This is a genomic window from Streptomyces spororaveus, assembly GCF_016755875.1.
Lineage (GTDB): Bacteria > Actinomycetota > Actinomycetes > Streptomycetales > Streptomycetaceae > Streptomyces > Streptomyces spororaveus.
This window is the reverse complement of the sequence record NZ_BNED01000005.1, coordinates 5,014,370-5,034,533: the sequence shown is the minus strand read 5'-3', so window position 1 is coordinate 5,034,533 and position 20,164 is coordinate 5,014,370. Positions and strand designations below refer to the sequence as shown.

Annotated in this window: 18 protein-coding genes; 8 read left to right on the top strand and 10 right to left on the bottom strand. The window is 71.5% G+C overall.

The features are described 5' to 3' along the window. Nucleotides 1–22: 22 nt before the first annotated feature. From Sspor_RS25170 to Sspor_RS25140, 7 genes are all read right to left on the bottom strand, one after another. Nucleotides 23–1,246: an MFS transporter gene (locus Sspor_RS25170; protein WP_202201151.1), complete on the bottom strand. Its 1,224-nt coding sequence runs from the start codon at nucleotides 1,244–1,246 to the stop codon at nucleotides 23–25. Continuing rightward, complete coding sequence (locus Sspor_RS25165; protein ID WP_202201150.1) at nucleotides 1,243–2,475, bottom strand: ATP-grasp domain-containing protein; 1,233 nt, start codon at nucleotides 2,473–2,475, stop codon at nucleotides 1,243–1,245. Before Sspor_RS25165 ends, Sspor_RS25170 begins: the two co-directional genes overlap by 4 nt. A gap of 23 nt (nucleotides 2,476–2,498) precedes the next feature. After that, nucleotides 2,499–3,779, bottom strand: a complete 1,281-nt coding sequence (locus Sspor_RS25160; RefSeq protein WP_202201149.1) for an ATP-grasp domain-containing protein — start codon at nucleotides 3,777–3,779, stop codon at nucleotides 2,499–2,501. A 12-nt stretch (nucleotides 3,780–3,791) separates the two neighbouring features. Beyond that, complete coding sequence (locus Sspor_RS25155) at nucleotides 3,792–5,054, bottom strand: DegT/DnrJ/EryC1/StrS aminotransferase family protein (protein WP_202201148.1); 1,263 nt, start codon at nucleotides 5,052–5,054, stop codon at nucleotides 3,792–3,794. Nucleotides 5,055–5,120: 66 nt separating this feature from the next. Next, nucleotides 5,121–5,924 (bottom strand): SDR family NAD(P)-dependent oxidoreductase, encoded by an 804-nt coding sequence (locus Sspor_RS25150; protein WP_202201147.1) that lies wholly within the window; start codon nucleotides 5,922–5,924, stop codon nucleotides 5,121–5,123. Then, nucleotides 5,921–6,646, bottom strand: a complete 726-nt coding sequence (locus Sspor_RS25145) for a cupin domain-containing protein (protein ID WP_202201146.1) — start codon at nucleotides 6,644–6,646, stop codon at nucleotides 5,921–5,923. Before Sspor_RS25145 ends, Sspor_RS25150 begins: the two co-directional genes overlap by 4 nt. Further along, nucleotides 6,646–7,770 carry a 2-deoxy-scyllo-inosose synthase gene (locus Sspor_RS25140; protein WP_202201145.1) on the bottom strand — a complete coding sequence of 375 codons (1,125 nt, stop codon included), beginning with the start codon at nucleotides 7,768–7,770 and terminating at the stop codon, nucleotides 6,646–6,648. Before Sspor_RS25140 ends, Sspor_RS25145 begins: the two co-directional genes overlap by 1 nt. A gap of 387 nt (nucleotides 7,771–8,157) precedes the next feature. Here Sspor_RS25140 and Sspor_RS25135 point away from each other — a divergent pair, with 387 nt between their 5' ends. From Sspor_RS25135 to mpaD, 6 genes are all read left to right on the top strand, one after another. Further along, nucleotides 8,158–8,967 carry a 2OG-Fe(II)-dependent halogenase WelO5 family protein gene (locus Sspor_RS25135; protein WP_202201144.1) on the top strand — a complete coding sequence of 270 codons (810 nt, stop codon included), beginning with the start codon at nucleotides 8,158–8,160 and terminating at the stop codon, nucleotides 8,965–8,967. A gap of 17 nt (nucleotides 8,968–8,984) precedes the next feature. Beyond that, complete coding sequence (locus Sspor_RS25130) at nucleotides 8,985–10,220, top strand: ATP-grasp domain-containing protein (protein ID WP_202201143.1); 1,236 nt, start codon at nucleotides 8,985–8,987, stop codon at nucleotides 10,218–10,220. A 35-nt stretch (nucleotides 10,221–10,255) separates the two neighbouring features. Beyond that, nucleotides 10,256–11,455, top strand: coding sequence for an ATP-grasp domain-containing protein (locus tag Sspor_RS25125; protein ID WP_202201142.1), 1,200 nt, complete (start codon nucleotides 10,256–10,258; stop codon nucleotides 11,453–11,455). Then, the gene (locus Sspor_RS25120) at nucleotides 11,452–12,639 is read left to right on the top strand and encodes an ATP-grasp domain-containing protein (RefSeq protein WP_202201141.1); all 1,188 of its coding nucleotides are present in this window, start codon (nucleotides 11,452–11,454) and stop codon (nucleotides 12,637–12,639) included. Before Sspor_RS25125 ends, Sspor_RS25120 begins: the two co-directional genes overlap by 4 nt. Nucleotides 12,640–12,713: 74 nt before the next feature. After that, nucleotides 12,714–13,994 carry an MFS transporter gene (locus tag Sspor_RS25115; RefSeq protein ID WP_237404368.1) on the top strand — a complete coding sequence of 427 codons (1,281 nt, stop codon included), beginning with the start codon at nucleotides 12,714–12,716 and terminating at the stop codon, nucleotides 13,992–13,994. An 81-nt stretch (nucleotides 13,995–14,075) separates the two neighbouring features. After that, the gene (mpaD, locus tag Sspor_RS25110) at nucleotides 14,076–15,299 is read left to right on the top strand and encodes a daptide-type RiPP biosynthesis aminotransferase (RefSeq protein WP_202201139.1); all 1,224 of its coding nucleotides are present in this window, start codon (nucleotides 14,076–14,078) and stop codon (nucleotides 15,297–15,299) included. Nucleotides 15,300–15,466: 167 nt separating this feature from the next. Here mpaD and Sspor_RS25105 read toward each other — a convergent pair whose 3' ends face one another. Next, complete coding sequence (locus Sspor_RS25105) at nucleotides 15,467–16,684, bottom strand: tetratricopeptide repeat protein (RefSeq protein WP_202201138.1); 1,218 nt, start codon at nucleotides 16,682–16,684, stop codon at nucleotides 15,467–15,469. A gap of 300 nt (nucleotides 16,685–16,984) precedes the next feature. Here Sspor_RS25105 and Sspor_RS41150 point away from each other — a divergent pair, with 300 nt between their 5' ends. Continuing rightward, the gene (locus Sspor_RS41150) at nucleotides 16,985–17,116 is read left to right on the top strand and encodes a hypothetical protein (protein WP_272934847.1); all 132 of its coding nucleotides are present in this window, start codon (nucleotides 16,985–16,987) and stop codon (nucleotides 17,114–17,116) included. A gap of 110 nt (nucleotides 17,117–17,226) precedes the next feature. Here Sspor_RS41150 and Sspor_RS25100 read toward each other — a convergent pair whose 3' ends face one another. Continuing rightward, nucleotides 17,227–18,156 (bottom strand): hypothetical protein, encoded by a 930-nt coding sequence (locus tag Sspor_RS25100; protein ID WP_202201137.1) that lies wholly within the window; start codon nucleotides 18,154–18,156, stop codon nucleotides 17,227–17,229. A gap of 148 nt (nucleotides 18,157–18,304) precedes the next feature. Further along, nucleotides 18,305–19,039, bottom strand: a complete 735-nt coding sequence (locus Sspor_RS25095; protein ID WP_202201136.1) for an SDR family oxidoreductase — start codon at nucleotides 19,037–19,039, stop codon at nucleotides 18,305–18,307. Nucleotides 19,040–19,110: 71 nt separating this feature from the next. On the opposite strand from Sspor_RS25095, the gene Sspor_RS25090 reads away from it, so the two are divergent. Beyond that, nucleotides 19,111–20,058: a LysR family transcriptional regulator gene (locus tag Sspor_RS25090; protein WP_202201135.1), complete on the top strand. Its 948-nt coding sequence runs from the start codon at nucleotides 19,111–19,113 to the stop codon at nucleotides 20,056–20,058. Nucleotides 20,059–20,164: the final 106 nt, after the last annotated feature.

Genomic DNA, 20,164 nt, shown 5'->3' with positions numbered 1-20,164 from the left:
GTGGGTCCTTGTCTCTCCCGGCTCAGGCGGCCGGTTCTCGGGTGAGGGTGACGGCCGTGTCGCGCCGGGGGACGCGGCGGGCGAGCACGTGGAGGAGGGCGCCCGTGCCCAGCGCCACGCCCAGCCAGTAGCCGTGGGCGAGGCCCGCCCGGTCCAGGGCGAGGAACACGGTGCCGCCGGCCAGCGAGCCGAGCGCCTCACCTGCGGTCCAGCTGACCTGGCGCAGGTTGAAGGCTTCCAGCGTGGACCTGATCGGCAGACCGGCGAACGCGGTGCTCACCATGGGGGTGAACAGCATTTCGGCGGTGGAGAACAGCGCGACGGCCAGCGCGGCGCCGAGCACGACGGGCAGTCCCACGCCCAGCACCACCATCGAGGCGCTGAACAGCACGGCGCCGTACACCAGCAGCGTGAACGGCCGGGTGCCTTTGGCCAGCAGCCTGCCCGTGGCGCCGGTGACGGCCGTCTGGAAGACGACGATGGCCAGGGCGGGCGCGGCGAGCAGCGCGGCCCGCACCAGTGCGGAGTCGACGTCGCGGGCGACGAAGAGGGCGAACGCGGAGTACAGCTGGCCGTAGACGAAGGCGCCGAGGACGCAGATCGCCACCGTCCGGCGGATCGAGGAGTCGTCCCGGACCAGCCGCAGCACGGCCCGGCTGACGGGCCACCGGCTGGACGTCGCGGTGGGCCGGAGCTCCCTCGGGATGCCGAACCGCAGCGACAGCCCGGCGAGCAGATAGCACCCGGCGACGGTGGTGAGCAGCACCCGGGGGTCGGCCGACGAGTACAGCAGCCCGGCGAGGAACGGGCCGAGCGCCGCGGCCAGGTTCACCGCGATCTGCAGGACCGAGTACACCCGGTGGCGCCCGACGGCGTCGGGGACCGCCTCGGCGACCAGGACCCTGGACAGCAGGAAGTGGACGCTGCCGCCGAAGCCGGCCAGGACGATCAGCAGGATCTGGACCGCGGCGTCGTGGCTGTAGGGCATCAGGCCGAAGCCCAGCGCGGACAGCACCGTACTGCCGGTCATGGCGCCGACGATGCTGAACCGGGGCAGCCAGCGGTTCACCAGCAGCGCGCAGACCCCGGCGGACGCGCTGTAGAGGAACAGCCCGACGCCGACGATCCACTCGCCGCCGACCTGGGCGGTCAGGAAGACGCCCAGTACGGGGAGGATCATGTACTGGCCGAGGTTGCCGGCCACGTGGTCGGCGGACAGCCAGGCGGTGAAGGCCCTGCGGTTCATGCCCCGGCCTCTTCCGTCTCGGCTTCCGTCTCGAAGCGGACCGCCGCGGCCAGCCGTTCGGCGAGTTCCGCCGCCTGGCGGGGGGTGTCGGCGCCGACCACGAGGTATCCGGCCCGGTCGTAGGACTCGCGGATCTCCCCGACGACGTCTCCCGGCCGTACGGTCAGGTCCGCCTTCAGTACGGCCGGGTGCCGCAGTACCTCGTCCCAGCCGGCGACCCGGCTCACCCGGCCCGGGGGCGGCGCGAGGAAGCGGACGGCCGCCGCCCTGGAGGGCGTCAGCTCGTACGCGCCGGTGTCCGAGCCGAGCGCGTCGTCGATCACCAGGCCGAACAGGTCGAGCCCGGGTATGGCGTGTTCGAGCATCAGGTGGATCCAGTCGCCGCCGTTGCGTACGTGGACCTCGCCGAGCACCGGACCGTCCGCGGTGGACCACAGCTCGACGTGGAAGACGCCGAACCGCAGCTCCAGTGCCTTCAGGGCACCGGTCACGGCCTGCTCGAACTCCTGGCGGAGCCCGGTGGGCAGGTCGGCGGGCAGCACATGCCCGGCCTCCACGAAATTCGGCGGCGGCAGCAGCTTCTTCTCGGTCACCGCCAGTACCCGGGGCTCACCGCGCAGGAACACGCCTTCGACGCTGTACTCGGGGCCCTCGACGAACTGCTCGACGATGAACTCCGTACGGGCGGGCAGCGCGGCGACGGCGTCCGCCAGCTCCCCGGGCGCGGTGACCTTGCGGACGCCGAGGCTGCCGGAGGCGTCCCGCGGCTTCACGATCCACGGCCCGGCCGTGCCCTCCAGGAAGGCCCGGGCCTCGGCGAGATCCGCGCACAGCCGGAACTCCGGCTGCGGCAGGCCGGCTTCGCGCAGCGCCTGACGGCAGCGGTCCTTGTCGCGGACGGTACGCACGGCCTCCGGCGGGTTGCCGGGTGCGCCCACGGCCCGGGCGACCTCGGCGAGGGCGACCTGTACCTGCTCCCTGACGCCGAGGACCACGTCGAACTGCCGTCCCCGGGCCCAGGCCGCGGCCGCCGCCGGGTCCTCGACCTCGGTACGGTGCAGGGCGCCGGCGAGTGCGGCCAGTTCGGGCACGTCCGGGAACTCGACGGTGACCTGCGTGCCGACCTTGCGGGCGGCGGCCTGCCGGAGCAGCCGGGTGCCCACGTCGCGGCCGAGGTCCATCGGCGCGGACCCGCCCCAGAACAGCAGAGACCTGGGTGTGTCGTTCATGGTTCTCCCTGGGAGCTTGCGGGTCAGGCGGCCGGGTCGGCCAGCCGGAAGACGTCCTCGGTCAGCTGCCCGATGACCTGGTAGTCGGCGAGGATCTCGGCGTGCGAGCCACCGGTGTGGAACACGCGCATGGGACTGGTCATCAGGTCGACGGTGGGCACCAGCCGGGTCCCGGCCGGGCGCCGGACCACCACTTCCCGGACCGTGGGCAGCGAGGCGATCTTGTCGACCACGGCCTGGTCGATCCCGGCCACGAGGCCCTCGCGGGCGGTGGCGGCGTTGTGGACGACCGCCTCACAGCTCTTGGCGTAGACCCGGCCGCCGTAGCGGGCGGTGAACTCGGCGGGCCGCGCGTAGGCGAGGGCGCCCAGGCGCGCCGGGTTGGTCCCGCTGAACGCGTCGTGGTGGGCGGGGTTCATGTTCCCGTTCAGCCGGGCGCCCAGCTCCACCAGGGCCGGGCCCGATTCCGTCATGATCACTTCGGCGTGGCCGGGGCCGTGCTCGATGCCCAGGGCCTCCAGGACCCGCAGTACGTAGGCGATCAGTTCGCGCACGTGCGGTGCGTCCGGGTCCTGCAGCACGTCCAGGTCGTAGACGGGCCTGCCGGAGGGCAGCAGGTTCTTGTCGTAGCGCCACACTCCGCACACCGTGTGCTGCCCGGCCGCGCTGACCGTGTCCACGATGTACTCCGTGCCGTCCAGGTAGGACTGGACGAGGACGTCGGTGTTGCGCTGGTCGTACATGGTGATGCCGTCCAGGACCGCTCGGGCGGCCTGCGCCACCTCCGCCTCCGACCCGCAGATGAACACGTTGTCCGAGGAGGACGAGCTGCGCGGCTTGACCACCACCGGGTAGCTTCCGTGCTCGCGGGCCCAGCGGGTGATCTCGGCCGGGTCGGAGCCTACGTACTGTCCGGCGCAGTGCAGGCCGGCCGCCCGCACGGTCTCGATCATGGTGAACTTGTCGCGCCGGGCCGCGGACTTCGCGGTGCCGTTGGTCGCCACCCCGAGCCGTTCGCTCAGCAGGTCCGCCAGCGGGACCCCGGGCTCCTGACCGGCGACCACCGCGATCGGGGCGTAGGCGCGCAGCCGTTCCACGGTGGCGTCGACCGCGTCGGCGCCGGCGCACACGAAGGTCTCCCGGTACACGGACAGGTCCGGCGGGACCATCTTGGGCAGGAACTCCGCCGTGCTCTGCACGTGCAGCGCGTCGATTCCGAGCCGGGCGTACTCCGCTGCGTAGGCACCGGAGTTGGAGTAGCCGTCGACGATGACGACCACCGGTGCGGCGGATGTGGCGTTCATGGGTTCCTCTCCTCAGCCGAGTTCGGCGCGGTGGTCCCGCAGCTTGCCGAGCGCGGCCACGATGTCGTCCACATCGGACCGCTCCCCGAGCAGCGCGCTGTGGTGGAAGGTCAGGTGACGGGCGGCGACCCGCTCGCTGACGGGCAGCCGGTGCCGGGCCCGGTCGATCCGCCCGCGGTGTGCGGCACCGAGGTCGAACCTGCGGCGGCTGTCCGGCCGGTACAGCGGGCTGGCCGGGATCGCCGGGTAGACCGGCTTGACCGGCAGGCCCAGCTCCGCGCTCAGCGCGGCGCCGGCCGCGGCGCTGTCGATGCCGTCGAACTCCTCGGGCAGCCGGATCACGAACCCGAAGTAGGTCCGCCGCTCCGTTCCGTCGGAGGTCCGCTGGGTGGCGAAGCCGAGGTCGGCCAGCGCCTTCTCCAGTACGGCGGCCTGCAGCGCCCGCTGTTCGTTCTGCCGGTCCAGCCGGCCGAGCTGGGCGATGAGCACCGCCGCGTGGAACTCCGACAGCGCACGGTTGCTGCCCATCAGGGTGCCGGTGGTGACCAGTTCCATCTCGTGCAGCGGCGGTGGCCGGTCGGGCTGGTGGCGGCCGTCGGCGCGCAGTTCGGCCATCCGCCGGGCCAGCTCCGGGTCGGCGGTGACGGCCGCGCCGCCTTCTCCGCAGGTCAGCACCTTGGTGTGGTGCATGCTGAACGCTCCGGCGCGGCCCATGGTGCCGGCCGCGGCTCCCCGGTAGACCGCGCCGTGCGCCTGTGCGGCGTCCTCGATGAGGGTGAGGTCGTGGCGCCGGGCCAGGTCGCGCAGCGCGTCCATGTCGGCGAGTGCCGAGTACAGGTGGACGACGACGATCGCCTTGGTGGCGGGGGTGATGGCCGCTTCCGCGGCCGCCGGGTCCATGCACAGGGTGTCCGGGTCGACGTCGACGAAGACCGGGACCGCGTTCACGGCGAGCACGGTCGACGCGGTCGCGACCCAGGAGATCCCCGGCACGATGACCTCGTCACCCGCGCCGACCCCGCACGCCTCCAGGGAGATCATCAGCGCGGCCGTGCCGCTGGCCGTCGGCACGCAGTGCGCGACCTCGTTGTACTGCGCGAACATCCGGGCGAAGGTCCGCTCCTTGGTGTCCGTGCCCCGGTAGGGTCCGCTGATCGACCAGCGTGCGGAGTGCAGCACTTCGGTGAGCTGCTGCACGGCCTCTGAGGCGGGCTGCGGCCACAGCGGCCAGCCGGCGGTGCGCACCGGGTCTCCGCCGTGCAGGGCGAGCGTCATGACACGGCCTTTCTCGTCCGTCGGGAAGGGTGGGGCGGAAGGGGTGGGGCGGGGCGGGGCCGGGTGTCAGAGCAGGCCGCGGATGGTGCCGCCGTCGACGCCCCAGACACTTCCGGTGACGAAGGCGGCTGCGTCCGAGGCCATGAAGGTGATCACCTGGGCGATCTCGTCCGGCTCGCCCATCCGCCCCAGGGGCAGCTGACGCCGGCCGAGCTCGTGCCTGACCGCCGCCTCGGCGTCCCGGCCGTGCAGGTCGCCCAGGGTGTCGGCGAAGCCGCCGGGCCGGGTCCACAAGGGGGTCCACACGGGGCCGGGGGCGACCGCGTTGACGCGGATGCCGGGGCCCTCGGAGAGTGCGAGGCTCTTGGTCAGGCTGACCAGGCCCACCTTGGACATCTGGTAGTCGACCAGCCCGGGTTCGGGCTGGCGCGCCAGGTCGGAGGTGTTGGTCACCACGCTGCCGTGGCCCTGCGCGCGCATCCCCGGCAGGACCAGGCGGATCGCCCGTACCGCGCTGAGGAAGTTGATCTCGAAGGTCGCCAGGTAGTCGGCGTCGGTCAGGTCGTCGAAGGACCGGGCCAGGCACTGCCCGACGTTGTTGACCAGTACGTCGGTCGTGCCGTTCCAGCCGTCGAGGATGCCGGTGACCCCGCTGTGCACGCCGTCGGCGGTGGAGAGGTCGGCGGTCCGCACGCGGACCTCCCCGCCCTTGTCGCGGATCGCGTCCGCGACCGCGGACAGGCCCTCGGCGTCCCGGTCCACCAGACCGAGCCTGGCGCCCTCGGCCGCGAAGGCCATGGCCGTGGCCGCGCCGATCCCGCTGGCCGCGCCGGTGATGAGCACGCGCCGGCCGTCGAGTCCCAGGTTCATCGGACCGCCACCCGGGTGCTGATCAGCGAGACCGGTCCCGCCGCGCGCACCGTCCAGGGAGTGTGGGGCGGGATCGCGAGCGACAGCCCGGGCCCGCCTTCGTGCCGCTCCCCGTACACCTCGAACTCGGCGTTGCCGTCCAGCAGATGGAGCACCTGGGCGTGGCCTGCCTGCGCCTCCTCGGTGACGGTGTCGCCGCCCGGCACGTCCAGCAGGGTGAAGGAGTCCCAGTCACCGGTGAAGTACGGGCGCAGGTCGACGGTCGCGCGCCGCACGCCGTCGGTGTCCGGCAGCCGGGCCGGTACGTTCAGGTGGGCCGGTGCGGCCGCCCGTCCCTCGCCCGGGTACACCTCGATGACGAAGAAGTGCATCTCCTCGTCGGAGCGGTTGGCGATGGAGTGGGCCGCCCCGATCGGCGTCGTGATCAGGTCGCCGGGGCCGGCGTGCAGTTCGACGTCGTTCATGGTGACCACGGCCTGGCCGCGGACGATGTAGTAGATCTCCTCGGTGCGCATGTGCACGTGCTCACCGACGGAGGCGCCGGGGGTGAGGACCACGTACTCGACGCAGTTCCACTCGCCTTCCAGGTGCATGCCGTTCATCAGCATCTTCCACCGGCACGCGCCCTCGCCGCCGACCTGGCGGTGGGTGAGGGCCGGACCGCTGGTGTCGTTGATGATCGGGCCGAACGGGGACCGCTCGCCGCGGACGATGGTCGCCATCACGCCACCTCGGCGGTGATGGACTCGATGCCGAGGCGGACGACGGCCTCGGGCACCTGGGTGATCTGGGCGCCGCCCGGGCGGTGCGGCTTGCCGAGCCCCTCCAGGAGGATGAGGTCGCGGGTGCCGGCGGTCCCCTTGACGTAGCCGCGCTTGTTGTCGAGCGAGATGGTGCGCAGCACCCCCTCCAGGGTGACCCCGGCGGGCAGTACGGTGGGGGCGCCGTTGAGGACGAGCAGCTCGCGGTGCGCGGCCTCCTCCTCGGCGGTCAGCAGGCCCAGTTCGCGTGCGATCCGGGCGGCCGCGAGCATGCCCAGGCCGATGGCGTAGCCGTGGCGCAGCTCGCCGCCGGTGAGCAGCTCGGCCGCGTGGCCGATGGTGTGGCCGTACTCCAGGACGAGGGCGTCGCCGCGCTCGTGCAGGTCGTCGCGCATCACGGCGGACTTGGCGTCCACGCACAGGTCGATGAACCAGGCGATGTCCTCCGGGGTGTACTGCGCGTCGGCGCGCAGCCGGGCGGCCACGTCCGCGTACCGGTCCGGCACGATGCCCAGCACGTTCTTGATCATTTCGCAGAGCGCCGAGCGGGTCTCGTCCGCGGGCAGCGTGCGCAGGAAGTCCAGGTGGTTCCACACGAAGACCGGGGCGTGGAAGGTGCCCAGGTGGTTCTTGCCGACGCTGGAGTTGACCGCCTGCTTCAGTGAGAGCACCGAGTCGGACATGGCCAGCAGCGTGGTCGGGATGTGCACGAGGCGCAGACCCCGGAACACCAGGGCGCTGAGCAGGCCGGCCATGTTGCCGACCAGGCCGCCGCCCAGGGCGATGATGACGGAGCGCCGCGTGACGCCGGTCGGGATCAGCCGCTCGGCGAGGGAGTTGACCACGTCGAGGCTCTTGGCCTTCTCGTCGGCCAGGACGGGCAGCACCGTGGTGGGCGCGACCTCGCCGGCGCACCGGGCGATCTCGTCGATCTGCTCCTCGGACAGGCCGGCGTCGGCGACGATCACGAATCGGTCGGCGTCGAGGCCTCCCAGTTTGCGCGTCAGGGCGCTCAGCGACGTCGGACCGTGTCCGACGGAGAACCCGTAGCGCACGCCGCCGAAACGGATCTCGCGCTCGCTCACGGTCATAACTTCGGCCAACAGAGACACAACTTCCCCATTCACTGGTTCGAACTTGCGCTGGGCGGCTGAGCAACTCGCTCGGGTGCGGCCGCGGCCAGTCGTCGCCGGATGGCACGCCATCTCCCGGCTGGTGGCGCCGACCGTAGCAACGTCAGGCAACGTTTGGCAACGTCGTGCCAGCGGCCGACTCCCCCACCGGCCCGGACCATGCCGCAGGGAGAGCCTGTTCGGCCCCGGCCACGCGCGCGTGATTCCATCCATGCAGGCAAAAGGGCTTGTCACCGAGAGGCATCAACCACTTGCCAACATTTGGCAACCATGGCAATGTTCCGGTCCGGGACGGCGATCACACCGCCTGATGAGCCATACCGGCAGGAGGTTTTTAGGGTGACTGAGCAATGGGGTCGCATCGTCATCGACGTCGATCGCGACACGGACATCGACGGAGCGGACCTGGTCAGGCGCTTGGCCGACGGCACGGTGGCCGTCGTGGTGCTGCGCAATCTGCTGCCCGAGTCCGAGTTCGACGCGAACCGGGAGCGGCTCGCGCCGGTCTTCGGCCAGGCGTCGACCACGCAGTACAGCAACGGCAGCCTCACCACCATCGGCCCGTACCTGGCCAAGCACCTGCACGAGCCGGACACCTACTTCGCCGAGGCGCAGAAGGCCAACGAGTTCACCGAGTCCATCGGCGTCGACCTCGGCGCGCGGACCCGTCAGCGGCTGGCCGAAGTACTGGGCCTGAAGCGGTTCGACACCGAGGTCGAGGCCGACGGCCGCAGCTACTCGCAGCAGAACGTACGGATCTACGCGGACAACATCCGCACCCCGCTGCACAACGACAACATCATGCGCGACGCCGCGGGCACCGGGCTGGCCCTGGCCGACCTGCGCCACCAGCTCAGCTGCGTGGTGTGCATCCAGGAGTGCGAGGACGGCGGCGAGCTGCGGATCCACCGCAAGCGGTGGTCCGAGGAGGACAACCAGTACAAGATCGTCGGCGGTCTCGGCTACGACGAGGCGGTGACGGGCGACGCCCCCGCGCACGAGTTCAAGCCGCGGGCCGGCGACGTCTACCTGCTCAACCCCACGTACTACCACTCCATCGAGCAGGTCTCCGGCTCCGACCGGATCACCATGGGCTTCTTCTTCGGCTTCTACGACGACGAGCTCGCCGAAGCCGTCGCGTGGATCTGACGGCCGGGGGACGGGACATGAGCGAGAACATCCTGGTCATCGGATCCGGGGACCAGCACTTCCGCGACTACGCACTGCGCGGTCTGGCCGAGCGCCACCGCGTCCTGCTGATCGCCCAGACCCCGCTGGCCTGGCAGGCGCCGTACGTGGCCGACCACCGCGAGGTCGAGCTGAAGGACCGCGCGCAGGTACTGGCCGCGGCCAGGGAACTCGCCGCGCTGCACGACGTGGCCGGCGTGCTCACCTGGGACGAGATGCAGGTCCGCGTGGCCGCGGAGGTCGGCGCCGAACTCGGCGTGGCGACCATGCCGGTCGAGGCGGCGCGCGCCTGCCGCGACAAGGCCCGCCAGCGCGAGCGCTTCCGGGCGACCGGTGTCGCGTCGGCCCGTTACGAGCTCGCCGGCTCCGAGGCCGAGGCGGCGGCCGCGGCCGAGACCATCGGCTACCCCGTGGTCCTCAAGCCCCGGGGCCAGGCCGCGAGCATCGCCGTGCGGATCGTCCGCTCCGAGGCCGAGCTGCGGGAGACGTTCGCGCTCGTCCGCGACGCGGAGAACCCCTCCATCGAGGACGGACTGGTCCTCGTGGAGGAGTTCCTGGCCGGCCCGGAGATCGCGGTGGACAGCTGGGTGCTCGACGGCAAGGTCGTGCCCTTCTCGATCTCGGCGAAGCGCACCGGCTACCCGCCGTACTTCGAGGAAGTGGCGCACGTCGTCGGCAAGGTCCTGGACGCCCGGACCGAGGCCGCGGTCCGCGAGGTGGTGATCGCCGCGAACGAGGCCCTCGGCATCGACCGCGCCGTCACCCACACCGAGCTGATGCTCACCGCAGACGGCCCCAAGGTCGTCGAGGTCAACGGCCGGCTCGGCGGCGACCTCATCCCCCACCTCGCGGAGATCGCGGCCCCGGGCCTGTCGATCGGCGGCGTCCTCGGCGCCGTCGCCACCGGCCGCGAACCCGGGCCGATGCCGGAGCCGGACCGCCTGGTCGGCATCCGCTTCCTCTACCCCGCCGCGGACCTCACGTTCGACGACATCGAGGTCCCGGCCGGGCTCGCCGACGAGCCGTGGGTGCACGAGGTACGGCGGGTCAGCGAACCGGGCACCGAACTTCGCCTGCCGCCGAGGCAGTTCCTCGGCCGCGCGGGCTTCGTGATCGCGACCGGAGACAGCGTCTCCGACGTGGACGAACGACTGCTGGCGCTCGCGGACAAGGTGACGCTCGCCGGCACCCCGCTGGGCGACCAGAACCGATGACAACGCACGACGATTCCTCTGACAGGGGCAGGCACATGGCGAAGGCGGTCATTTTCGGCGAGTACAAACTCGCCCGGATCCTTCCGGGGCTGCGCGCACGCGGCATCACGGATGTAGTGGTGTACTCCGCGGTGGACTTCGACGGCTTCGACGTCGAGGTCAAGCGCATCGGCCTCGACTGGGACGCCGCGGACGTCCTGGAGGTCCTGGCCGAGGAGCGGGCGGACGTGGCGATCGCCAATCCGTACGCCCACGGACAGGAACAGCTCCCCCTCGCCTACGGCGAGGCTGTCGGCAAGTGGGACGGACACTTCCTGGCGCACCCGGCCGCGTTCGCCGAGGTCGCCTGCGACAAGGTGACCCTGCACGAGACGGCGGTCGCGCGCGGCTGGCCGGTGCCCGAGGGCGCCGTGTGCACCGACGCCGGTGAGGTCCGCGCGGCCGTGGACCGGCTGGGCTTCCCCGTCGTCCTCAAGGAGGCCCAGTCCCAGGCGGGCGACGGCCGGTTCTTCGTGCAGTCGGCCGCCGACCTGGACGCGGTGCTGGCCGGCGAGCCGGGCCTGCCGATGATCGTGCAGCGCTTCCAGCAGGGCTTCGAGTGCGGGGTCGAGGTGATCAGCTCCGGCGGCACGCACGTCCGCTGGCCCGTCGCCTCCCTGGGCAGCCTGGACACCGGACTGGACCCCTCCTTCCGGGCGCGGGCCATGCCCTTCGCGCTGCCCGAGCGCGCCGCCGCCTCCCTGGACCGGCTGATCCTCGACATCGAGCAGAACCTCGTTCCGTACGGACCCTGGCAGATCGACTTCGCGGTCGTCGACGGCGACCTGTGCCTGCTGGAGATCAACGCCCGGCTGGGCGGCCTGTCCGACCTGGACTCCGTCGCCACCGGCACCGACCCGCACTCGGTCTTCGTCGCGGTCGCCACGGGCGAGGACCTCCCCGAGGTCACCCAGCGCCTGGTCGCGATCGAGCTGCCGTCCACCGAGGTTCCCGGGAACCCGCTGCCGGCGGAGCCCGAGGGCAGCAACCTCATGACGGTCACGGCCCGTACGCCCACCAACCGGTGCTTCATCGACTCCGACCACATGCAGGTCATCGTCACCGTCGCCGAGCCCGCGGCCACCAAGAAGTGGATCACCGAGCTGCACGGCGCCGGCCTGCTGCGGTGCTCGACGGACAGCGCCTTCGCCCAGCTGGACAAGGCACTGGCCACCTTCGGGGAGACCCGGCGATGAGGGTACTGATCGCGGGACTGGGCGAGAAGAAGGAGTTCGGGCTGCGCTCGCTGCGCGACGCCGGACACTTCGTCGGTGTCATCGACCTCGCCCACCGCATCCCCGTCAGCCTGGTGGACTGGTGGCGGGCCGGCGACCGGTTCTCCGTCGAGGCGATGCTGGCCGCCGCCCGCTCCGCCGACTTCGAGTGGGACGCCGTCCTGTGCTGGGAGGAGCTGTCCACCGACCTCGCCCGCGAGGTCGCCGCGCAGCTCGGCGTACCGGCCACCCGCATGCCGGCCGGCCACTTCCGGGACAAGGGCGTCATGCACGGCCGCCTGCGGGAACTCGGGCTTCCGACCCCGCAGCTGGGGGTCGCCCGGGACCTGGCCGAATGTGAGCGGCTGATCGGCGGCCGGTACCCGGCCGTCGTCAAGCCCACCGACTACGGCGGCAGCGGCGGCGTCAAGATCGTGCGCGGCCCGGACGACCTGCCGGAGGCCTTCGCCTTCGCACTGGACGCGGCGCGCACCGGCCGGGTGGCGGTCGACCGCTACGTGTCCGGCACCGAGTACAGCGTCGAAGCGGTCACCTGGGCCCCCGGAAAGACCGAGATCGTCTCGGTCACCGAGAAGCACCTGAGCAGGCCGCCGTACTTCGCGGAGGTCGGCCACGTGTCCCCGGCCGTACTGCCGGACGAGGTCCGCGAGCAGCTGGAGTACGAGACCGTCCGTGTGGTCGAAGGCCTCGGGATGGAAGCGGGCGTGTCCCACGCCGAGTTCCGGCTGACGCCGGACGGTCCGGTGCTGATGGAGGTCGCGGGACGGCCCGCGGGGGACCAGATTCCCCGCCTGGTGGCCCTGGCCACCGGATGGAACCTCTACCTCGCGGAGCTCGGGGCGGTCGTCGGCAGCCCGGTGTCCCCGGAGGCGCCCTCAGTGGAACGGGCCGCCATCAGGTTCTTCAACGGTGACGGCGTGACGCCGTTCCGGCACCCGGTGACCCTGGACGACGCGATCGCGGCGCCGTTCGCCGAAGTGCTGCACGAACTCTGCTACTTCGAGCCGGAGGGCGCGGTCACCGACGCCCCGCGCGGCATCGGAGGACGCAACGGGCACGCGGTACTGGCCGGCTCGCGCGAGCAGGTCGCCGAAGCCCTGCACCTCTTGGACAACGGCGCCCCGGTCTACCAGGGCGACGACTAGCCGATCCTACGGCCGGCTCCGCCCGCGACGCGGAGCCGGCCGGGGCGAGCAGGGAGAAGAAGTACGTGCTGACGATGGAAACCGCGCCGAAGACCGGGCCCGCGCCCCACCGGGGCCTGTGGCGCAACTACGACTTCCTGAAGCTCTGGTCCGGCGAGACCGTCGCCCAGATCGGGGCGCAGGTCACCCAACTCGCCCTGCCCCTGCTGGTCCTCGGGGTCATGGACGCCAGCGCCTCGGAGGTCGGCCTGGTGTCCGGCATGCAGCTGCTGCCCGCCCTGTGCGTGACGCCGCTGGCCGGTCTGCTGATCGACACGTGGGACCGCCGCCGGATCCTCCTGGGCGCCAATCTCGGGCGGGCCCTCGCCCTGGCCGTGGTGCCGGTGCTGTACTTCGCCGACGCCCTGTCGATACCGGCGCTGTGCGCCATCGCCTTCGTGGTGGGCGCCTGCACCGCGGTGTTCGAGGTCGCCTACATCGCGTACCTGCCGGTCATCGTGCGGCAGGACGACCTGGTCGAGGCCAACAGCAAACTGCAGGCCTCGTACTCGGTGTCGCAGATCGGCGGCCCCGGCCTGGGCGGCCTGCTGACCAAATCCCTCGGCGCCTGGTTCGCCATCCTCGCCAACGTCGCCTCGTACCTGGCCGCCTTCGTGGTCCTGTACCTCATCCGCCACCGCGAGCCGGCCCGCACCGGGGACGCGGCGGCGAACCGGCCCCGGTTCGCCGACATCTTCACCAGCTTCGGCATGCTCTGGCGCCAACGGGTGCTGCGGGTCCTCACCTTCCAGGCGGGCTGGTTCAACTTCTGCGAGCAGGCCGTCATGACCCTGTTCCTGGTGTACGCCGTCAAGGAACTGCACATGGACGCCGGCGGGGTCGGCACCGTCCTGGCCCTGGGGGCCCTCGGCTCCCTGCTCGGCGCGATGGCCGCAAAACCGCTCGGAGAGCGCCTCGGCTTCTCGTCCACCCTGGTCGTGTCGATGGGCGCGGCGTCCGGTGCCCCCCTGCTGCTCGCACTGACCGGCGGGTCCGAGTGGTCCAGCTTCCTGCTCGCCGTCCTGGCCTTCGGGATCTACGGCTTCGGCCTGACGATCTACAACGTCCACGTCGTCGCCTTCCGGCAGTCGGTCATCCCGCTCGACGTGATCGGCCGCGCGACGGCCGCCTACCGGATGCTCACCTACGGCCCCTTCCCCCTCGGCGCGCTGCTCAGCGGCGTCCTCGGCGAACGGATCGGCCTCTGGAACGCGATCTTGACCATGGCGGTGATCTCCGTCATCGGATGGCTGGCCTTCGCGCTCGTCGGACGGAAGTCCCTGCGCTCGGCCGAACGCACCGCGCAAACGAGCTGACGAGCCGACGAGCCGACGAGCCGACGAACTGACGCGCTGACAAGACATCTCTGACATCACCAACCAACTGGGAGGCTTCACATGACCGTCAACACCGACCGCTACCCGCTGTGGGAATCGCTCGTCCAGCCCAGCCGCTACGGACGGCCCGAGGTCCACGGGATCGCCTGCGAGGGCAACCGGGTCCACTTCGCCGACGGCACCTCCGCCCTCGACGTGATGAGCGGCCTGTGGAACGCCAACCTCGGCTACGGCAACAAGGCCGTCACCGAGGCCATCACCGACTGCCTGAACACCGCGTCCTACCTGCCCCTCTTCCGCGGCGGGCACCGCCTCGCCGAGCAGGCCGCCCGGGCGGTGCTGGACGTCAGCGGCCCCGACCACTTCGGCCGCGTCCTCTTCTCCACCTCCGGCGGCGCCGCCAACGACGTGATGATGAAGCTGGTCCGCCACTACCAGGCACTGCGCGGCGAAGAGAACCGCGACGTGGTCGTCGGCCTCAAGAACAGCTGGCACGGCCTGACCTACGGCAGCTTCGCCCTGACGGGCCAGCCGCTGGGGCAGGACGTCTACCGCGTCGACCGCAGCAAGGTCCGGCACGTCAGCCACGAGGACGTCACCGAGCTGGTCGAGCTGCTGGACAGGGAAGGCGACAAGATCGCCGCCGTCATCCTGGAACCCGTCCTCGGCACCGGCGCCCACCCGGTCTCCGACGAGCTCCTCGGCGCCATCGAGGACCTCCGTGCGCGCTACGGGTTCCTCGTGATCGCCGACGAGGTCGCCACCGGCTTCGGCCGCACCGGCAGCTACTTCGCCTCCCAGAACTGGCCCTTCAAGCCCGACGTGATGATCACGTCCAAGGGCCTCACCAACGGCACGTGCGCCGCCTCCGCCATCGTCGTCTCCCACGACGTCTGCGAGATGTTCGAGCGCACCGACGCCGTCCTCTTCCACGGCGAGACCCAGGCCGGCTCGCCCACCAGCTGCGCCGCCATCATCGCCACCATCGCGGAGATGGAGCGCCTCGACGCGGTCGCCCTGGCGCAGAAGCTCACCCAGAAGCTCGACGCCCTGCTGGAGGAGATCTCCTCCCACCCGCTGGTCGTGGAGACCCGCGGCCTCGGCTGCTTCCGCGGCATCCAGCTGTCGGTCCCCTCCGACGCGCTCACCGCGGCGGCCCGCCGCCACGGCCTGATCGTCCAGCCGGGTACCGACTTCATCATGCTGGTCCCGTCGCTGACCTACTCCGACGAGGAGTTCGAGGAGCTCGCGAACGGGCTGCGCGCGGCCCTCGACGAGATCTGAGGGCCCGCCGGCGAGTCCATGGCCGGCCACGCTCAACGTCCGAAGGCTCCCCGCCGATACCGGTGGGGAGCCTCGGGCGTTGTGCGTCGCGGACCGCGTACCCGCCGGGCGCGGCGCCCCGGCGACTCGGCGACTGGACGACTCGGCGACTCGGCGACGACCGGGGGTCAGCCGGCGGCGCTGTGCTCCAGGGTCTCGGCCAGGACCTGCCAGATCTCGGCGGCCAGGTCGAGGTTGGCCGCGCGTCGGGCGTCCTCGCCCAACTGCTTGAGCTGGGCAAGCCCTTCCTTGCGGCGGCCCTCCACGATCAGCAGCCTGCTGTCCAGGGTCTGGAGCCTTATCCGGTCGCGGTAGTTGAGCATCAGCTCGTCGACGTCGAGCCGGGAGTGAGCCGCGCGGGCGTCGGCGTACCGGCCCTCCTCGAACGCGAGGTGGGCCTTCAGCACCAGGATCTCCTGCTGCTGGAGCGGCGTACCGACGAGGGCGAACGCCTCCTCCGCCTCCTTCAGGTAGACACCCGCGGACTCGGTGGACGGCGGCGCGCCCTGCAGGTGCAGGGAGGCCGCGGCCAGCCGCAGCCGGGCCCACAGCACGGGAGCGACGCGACTGTCCAGGATGGCCATGGCCTGCTGCAGGAACGCGCGCGCGGCGTCGTCGTCCCCCTGGCGCGAACTGACCGTGGCGGCCGTCCAGAGCGCTTCGGCGCGCAGGGTCTCCGGCGCCTCGGTCACCAGCCCGACCAGCTCTTCGGCGTGCGCCCGTGCGTCGGGCAGCCGGCCCGCCTCCGCCTCGACGGAGACCAGGGCGAGCAGCGCGTTCGCCTCGTCGGACACCGGCAGGCCGGCCTGCTTGGCGACCTGGTGGGCGCTGACGGCGAGCTCCAGCGCGCGGGCGACGTCCCCCGTGGAACGCAGGCAGCGGGCGAGGCGGCTCTTCGACCTGCACTGCAGTGCGGGCAGTTCGAGCTCGTCGGCGATGCCGGTCAGCTCTTCGAGGCAGGCCAGCTCCTGGGCCTGCTCGCCCCGCGCGTGCCAGTACCGCTCGATCAGCCACAGCGCCTGCCAGCGCAGCAGCGGGTCCTCGTCACGGGAGGTGGCGACGACGTCGATGAGGTCCTCGGTTGCCTCACTGCTGTCCGAGGACGTGGCAAGACTCAGTGCCTGGGAGAGCGAACTGCTGCTCGGCTGGATGTAAAAGGCCGAGCGGTCCACATCCAGCCGCTTGGCAAGATAGACGATCACCCGCTCCGTGGGAGTCCGGGCGCCCGACTCCAGGCGCGACAGGTATCCCGTCGAGATTTCATCGCCCGCCAGTGCGGCTTGGGAGAGCCCTTGCTGTTGTCTCAACGCCTTGAGGCGGAGCCCGAAGGACGGCTCTGTTGCCATGTGGACCCTACATTCAATTCTTCGGATGCGGCCAGCCCCCTCCGCGTCACTTTAGTCAGCCGTGGGCGGTTTGGCAAACCTGCTGCCTGACGCTCTGCCACGACCTTGCGAGAGGTGCAGATTTTTGGTTGACCGCGTTGGCAATATTTGGCAAGCTCGGCTGCCGGAAGGGGTCACGGGGCCCGGTTCGACGCTGTTGCGGAGCGTCGACCCCCTGCCTCATCTGGACCTTTCCCCCTTGCCTGTCTTGTCCTCGGTCTGTTTGGAGCTGTCATGCGCATGCGTACCCTTGCCGCTTCCGTGGCGATCTTGATTTCCACCTTGGCCTTCGCCGCCACGGTCAGGGCGGACATCGACTGGCCGGTCCCGACCCCCTCGGTCGCCCCCGCGCTCGCCGCCGGGACCACGTCCGACGTGATCGACTGGCCCTGACCCCGCCATGAGACGCGCGAGCCGCAGCAGCGCGGCCTTACCGAGTACGGCCCGCCACCCGTGAAGGAGGCGGGCCGTACGCATGTGAGCGCCATGCCGCCCGGGCGGGCTCAGGCCGGCTGCACGGCGTCAGGGCCGTGCCAGGGCCTGGGATTCGGGCGACGACGCCACCACCAGCCGACCGGCGTCCGCTCCGCGGAGCCACCGGTCAGCTCTCTGCGCAGGCTCCCCGACGGGTCTTCCTCCGTCGCAGCGGCGAACCGTCCGTCCAACTGCTCAAGGGCCTCGTCGAGTAGCTCGGCGACGTCACGGGGCAGGCGCGCCCCGATACCGGCGAGCTCGTCCCGGCATTCCAGCCGCTCCCGGTAAAGGCAGGCCGGATACCATCCGGACGGCGCCCACCCGGACTCCATTTGCGTGATGCCCCTCTCCCACGCCACCAGGTTGCCCTTCGCGGTCCGGACGGGGCCGGCGGTGCCGTCGTCGAGGGAAGGCCTCGCGAGGCCCGGGGCGGCCTGCCGCACCTTCTCCACCGATACCGCGAAGGCCCGGGCCACCGGCGTGTCCGGCCGCTGTTCCCGTACGATCTCGGCGAATCGCGTCACGGTCGCCCGGGGCAGTTGCGGCACCGGCGCCTCGACGGCGGTGACCTCGTACCGGGAAGGCTCGCCGTCGGACGGTTCGAGCCGGGCACGAGTGAGAAGACCCTCCGGCGTCACCGCCCAGTAGGCACTGGGCGGTGCTTCCTCGGCGGGAAACAGGACGGTCGTCACCGCGGCCTTCGCGAACCCCGCGGCAAGGTCGGACTCGGGCGGCTGGCCGGCGACATGCTCCTGCGCATGGATGTCCAGCGACCAGGCCACATCACCGCGGACTGCCCGGTACTCGCACGAGACGGGCGCATCCCAGTTCCGGAGGTCGGGGTCGCCCTCGGAATCGGCCACGTCCACGTCACCCACCGCGATACCCAGGCATCCGGCAAGGGCGCGGGCCATGGCCTCGGGGCTGACGGCGTCGACGGTAAGGAGGTTGTACGTCACGGACACGTCCCGTCGTAGAGCCTGTCGGCAGCTGCCGCTACGTCCTCCATGGTGTCGGCGAACGTGCGCCAGACGCGCGCGAGGGTGCGCAGTCCGTCAACATCGGCCGCGGGCCGCTCGGTTCCGGGCGAAGAAGCACGGCATGGTCTCACCAGGGAATCGGCCCGTCCTCGGCGAAGAAGGCGCCGGTCGGGCCGTCGTCGCCCGCAGTCGCCAGGTCGACCGCCACGGTCGCGCCCTCCTCCGCCGTGCGCATCCCGCTGTGGCGGTTGAGGTCGGTCGCGCAGTAGCCGGGACTCACGGCGTTGACCAGGATCCCTTCGTCGCGCAGTTCATTGGCGTAGAGCACGGTGACCGCGTTCAGCGCGCTCTTCGACGTGCAGTAAGGGAGGAGGATCGAGTAGTAGGCGGACCACGGGCTGCCCGGGTCGGAGAAGTGGGTGAGGGAGCCGAGTTCGCTGGACATGTTGACGATGCGTGCGGCGGCGGAGCGGCGCAGCAGGGGGAGCATGGCGTGGGTCACCGCGATGACGCCGAACACGTTGGTCTCGTAGACCTCCCGGACGGCTGCGGCCGGGGTCTCACTCGGCTTCTGCGGTCCGGCGGCGATCGCGGCGTTGTTGACGAGGATGTCGAGGCGGCCGAACGTGGCGTCGATGTGCTGGGCGGCGGCCTGGACCGAGGTCTCGTCGGTGACGTCGAGGGGAACGAACCGTACGTCGGCGCCGTCCGCACGAAGCTCCTCGGCCGCCGCCTCGCCGCGCTCGGCGTTGCGGGCGCCGATCAGCACGGTGATGCCGAGGGCTGCGAGCCTGCGCGCCGTTTCCTTGCCGATGCCCTTGTTCGCGCCGGTGATCAGGGCGGTCTTCTGCGAAGTCGTCATGGCACCCAGCCTCCCCTCACCCACGGGCGGCAGGGAAAGACCGGAAGACTCTGGATCTATAGTCCACGGATATGAGTGAGCTGGAGGTGCGGGAGCTGAGGTACTTCATCGCGGTCGCGGAGGAACTGAACTTCAGCCGGGCCGCGCAACGCCTGGGGATGGCGCAGCCCCCGCTGTCGAAGGCGATCGCTCAGATGGAGTCCCGGCTCGGGGTACGCCTGCTGGAGCGCACCACCCGGCAGGTGCGGCTGACCGACGCCGGTCGGGTGCTGCTCGACCAGGCCCGGATCGCGGTCGACGCGGTGCATGCGGCGGCCCGGCGAGCACGCCGGGCCGGTCAGCCGACACCGCAGCTCGTCGTGGCGGTCAAGCCGGGAGGCGATGCCGGGCTGCTGCGGGAGATCCTCGCCGCCTACCGGGGAACGGGTTCGCATCTGCCGCCGCCTGAAGTCGTCGTCGGCGGCAGCGGAGAGCCGATCGCCATGCTGCGGGACGGCCGTGCCGATGTGGCGCTGCTGCGCAGCCCGTTCGACGGTCAAGGGCTGGATTCCCAGACGCTCGTGGTCGAACCGCGACTGGCCGTCCTCCCCGCCGCGCACCGCCTGGCCGGACGCCGGCGACTGCGGCTGACCGACCTCCAGGGCGAACCGATCCCGCGCTGGAAGGGGGCCGCCCCCTCCACCACCGCCCACTACACGGGACGCGACGGAGCGGAAGCAGGCGACGGCCACCCGGGCTTGGCGCCGGCCGACGCTCCCGAGGGGCCGCTCGTGGCCAGCGTCGAGCAACTCCTTGAGGTGGTCGCGCTGGGCCAGGCGGTGGCGTTCCTGGCGCTCTCCACCACCGAGCGGCACCAGCGCCCGGACATCGCCTACCGGCCGGTCACCGGCCTCAGCCCCAGCGCGGTCGTGGTCGCCTGGCCGGAGACCTCGCGCTCCGCAGCCGTCGCCGCCTTCGTCCAAGCCGCCCACGACGTCGCCGCCCACCACCCCGACCACATGACCGTACTGGCCCACTGACCGGGGCGCTCCTCCCTCGCCAGCGTTTCCGACAAGCCCCCGCCTTCGTGGGGCTTGACGGAAACCCTAGAAGCCCAGGTCAGAGGCTTGCCGTGGAAACTGCCGA

Excerpts from the sequence above, each read along its gene's own strand:
- Sspor_RS25090 (WP_202201135.1), top strand. The coding sequence starts at position 19,111 with ATGAGTGAGCTGGAGGTGCGGGAGCTGAGGTACTTCATCGCGGTCGCG.
- Sspor_RS25130 (WP_202201143.1), top strand. The coding sequence starts at position 8,985 with ATGAGCGAGAACATCCTGGTCATCGGATCCGGGGACCAGCACTTCCGC.
- Sspor_RS25145 (WP_202201146.1), bottom strand. The coding sequence starts at position 6,646 with ATGGCGACCATCGTCCGCGGCGAGCGGTCCCCGTTCGGCCCGATCATC.
- Sspor_RS25120 (WP_202201141.1), top strand. The coding sequence starts at position 11,452 with ATGAGGGTACTGATCGCGGGACTGGGCGAGAAGAAGGAGTTCGGGCTG.
- mpaD (WP_202201139.1), top strand. The coding sequence starts at position 14,076 with ATGACCGTCAACACCGACCGCTACCCGCTGTGGGAATCGCTCGTCCAG.
- Sspor_RS25095 (WP_202201136.1), bottom strand. The coding sequence starts at position 19,039 with ATGACGACTTCGCAGAAGACCGCCCTGATCACCGGCGCGAACAAGGGC.
- Sspor_RS25165 (WP_202201150.1), bottom strand. The coding sequence starts at position 2,475 with ATGAACGACACACCCAGGTCTCTGCTGTTCTGGGGCGGGTCCGCGCCG.
- Sspor_RS25125 (WP_202201142.1), top strand. The coding sequence starts at position 10,256 with ATGGCGAAGGCGGTCATTTTCGGCGAGTACAAACTCGCCCGGATCCTT.
- Sspor_RS25160 (WP_202201149.1), bottom strand. The coding sequence starts at position 3,779 with ATGAACGCCACATCCGCCGCACCGGTGGTCGTCATCGTCGACGGCTAC.
- Sspor_RS25155 (WP_202201148.1), bottom strand. The coding sequence starts at position 5,054 with ATGACGCTCGCCCTGCACGGCGGAGACCCGGTGCGCACCGCCGGCTGG.
- Sspor_RS25105 (WP_202201138.1), bottom strand. The coding sequence starts at position 16,684 with ATGGCAACAGAGCCGTCCTTCGGGCTCCGCCTCAAGGCGTTGAGACAA.
- Sspor_RS25170 (WP_202201151.1), bottom strand. The coding sequence starts at position 1,246 with ATGAACCGCAGGGCCTTCACCGCCTGGCTGTCCGCCGACCACGTGGCC.
- Sspor_RS25150 (WP_202201147.1), bottom strand. The coding sequence starts at position 5,924 with ATGAACCTGGGACTCGACGGCCGGCGCGTGCTCATCACCGGCGCGGCC.
- Sspor_RS25115 (WP_237404368.1), top strand. The coding sequence starts at position 12,714 with ATGGAAACCGCGCCGAAGACCGGGCCCGCGCCCCACCGGGGCCTGTGG.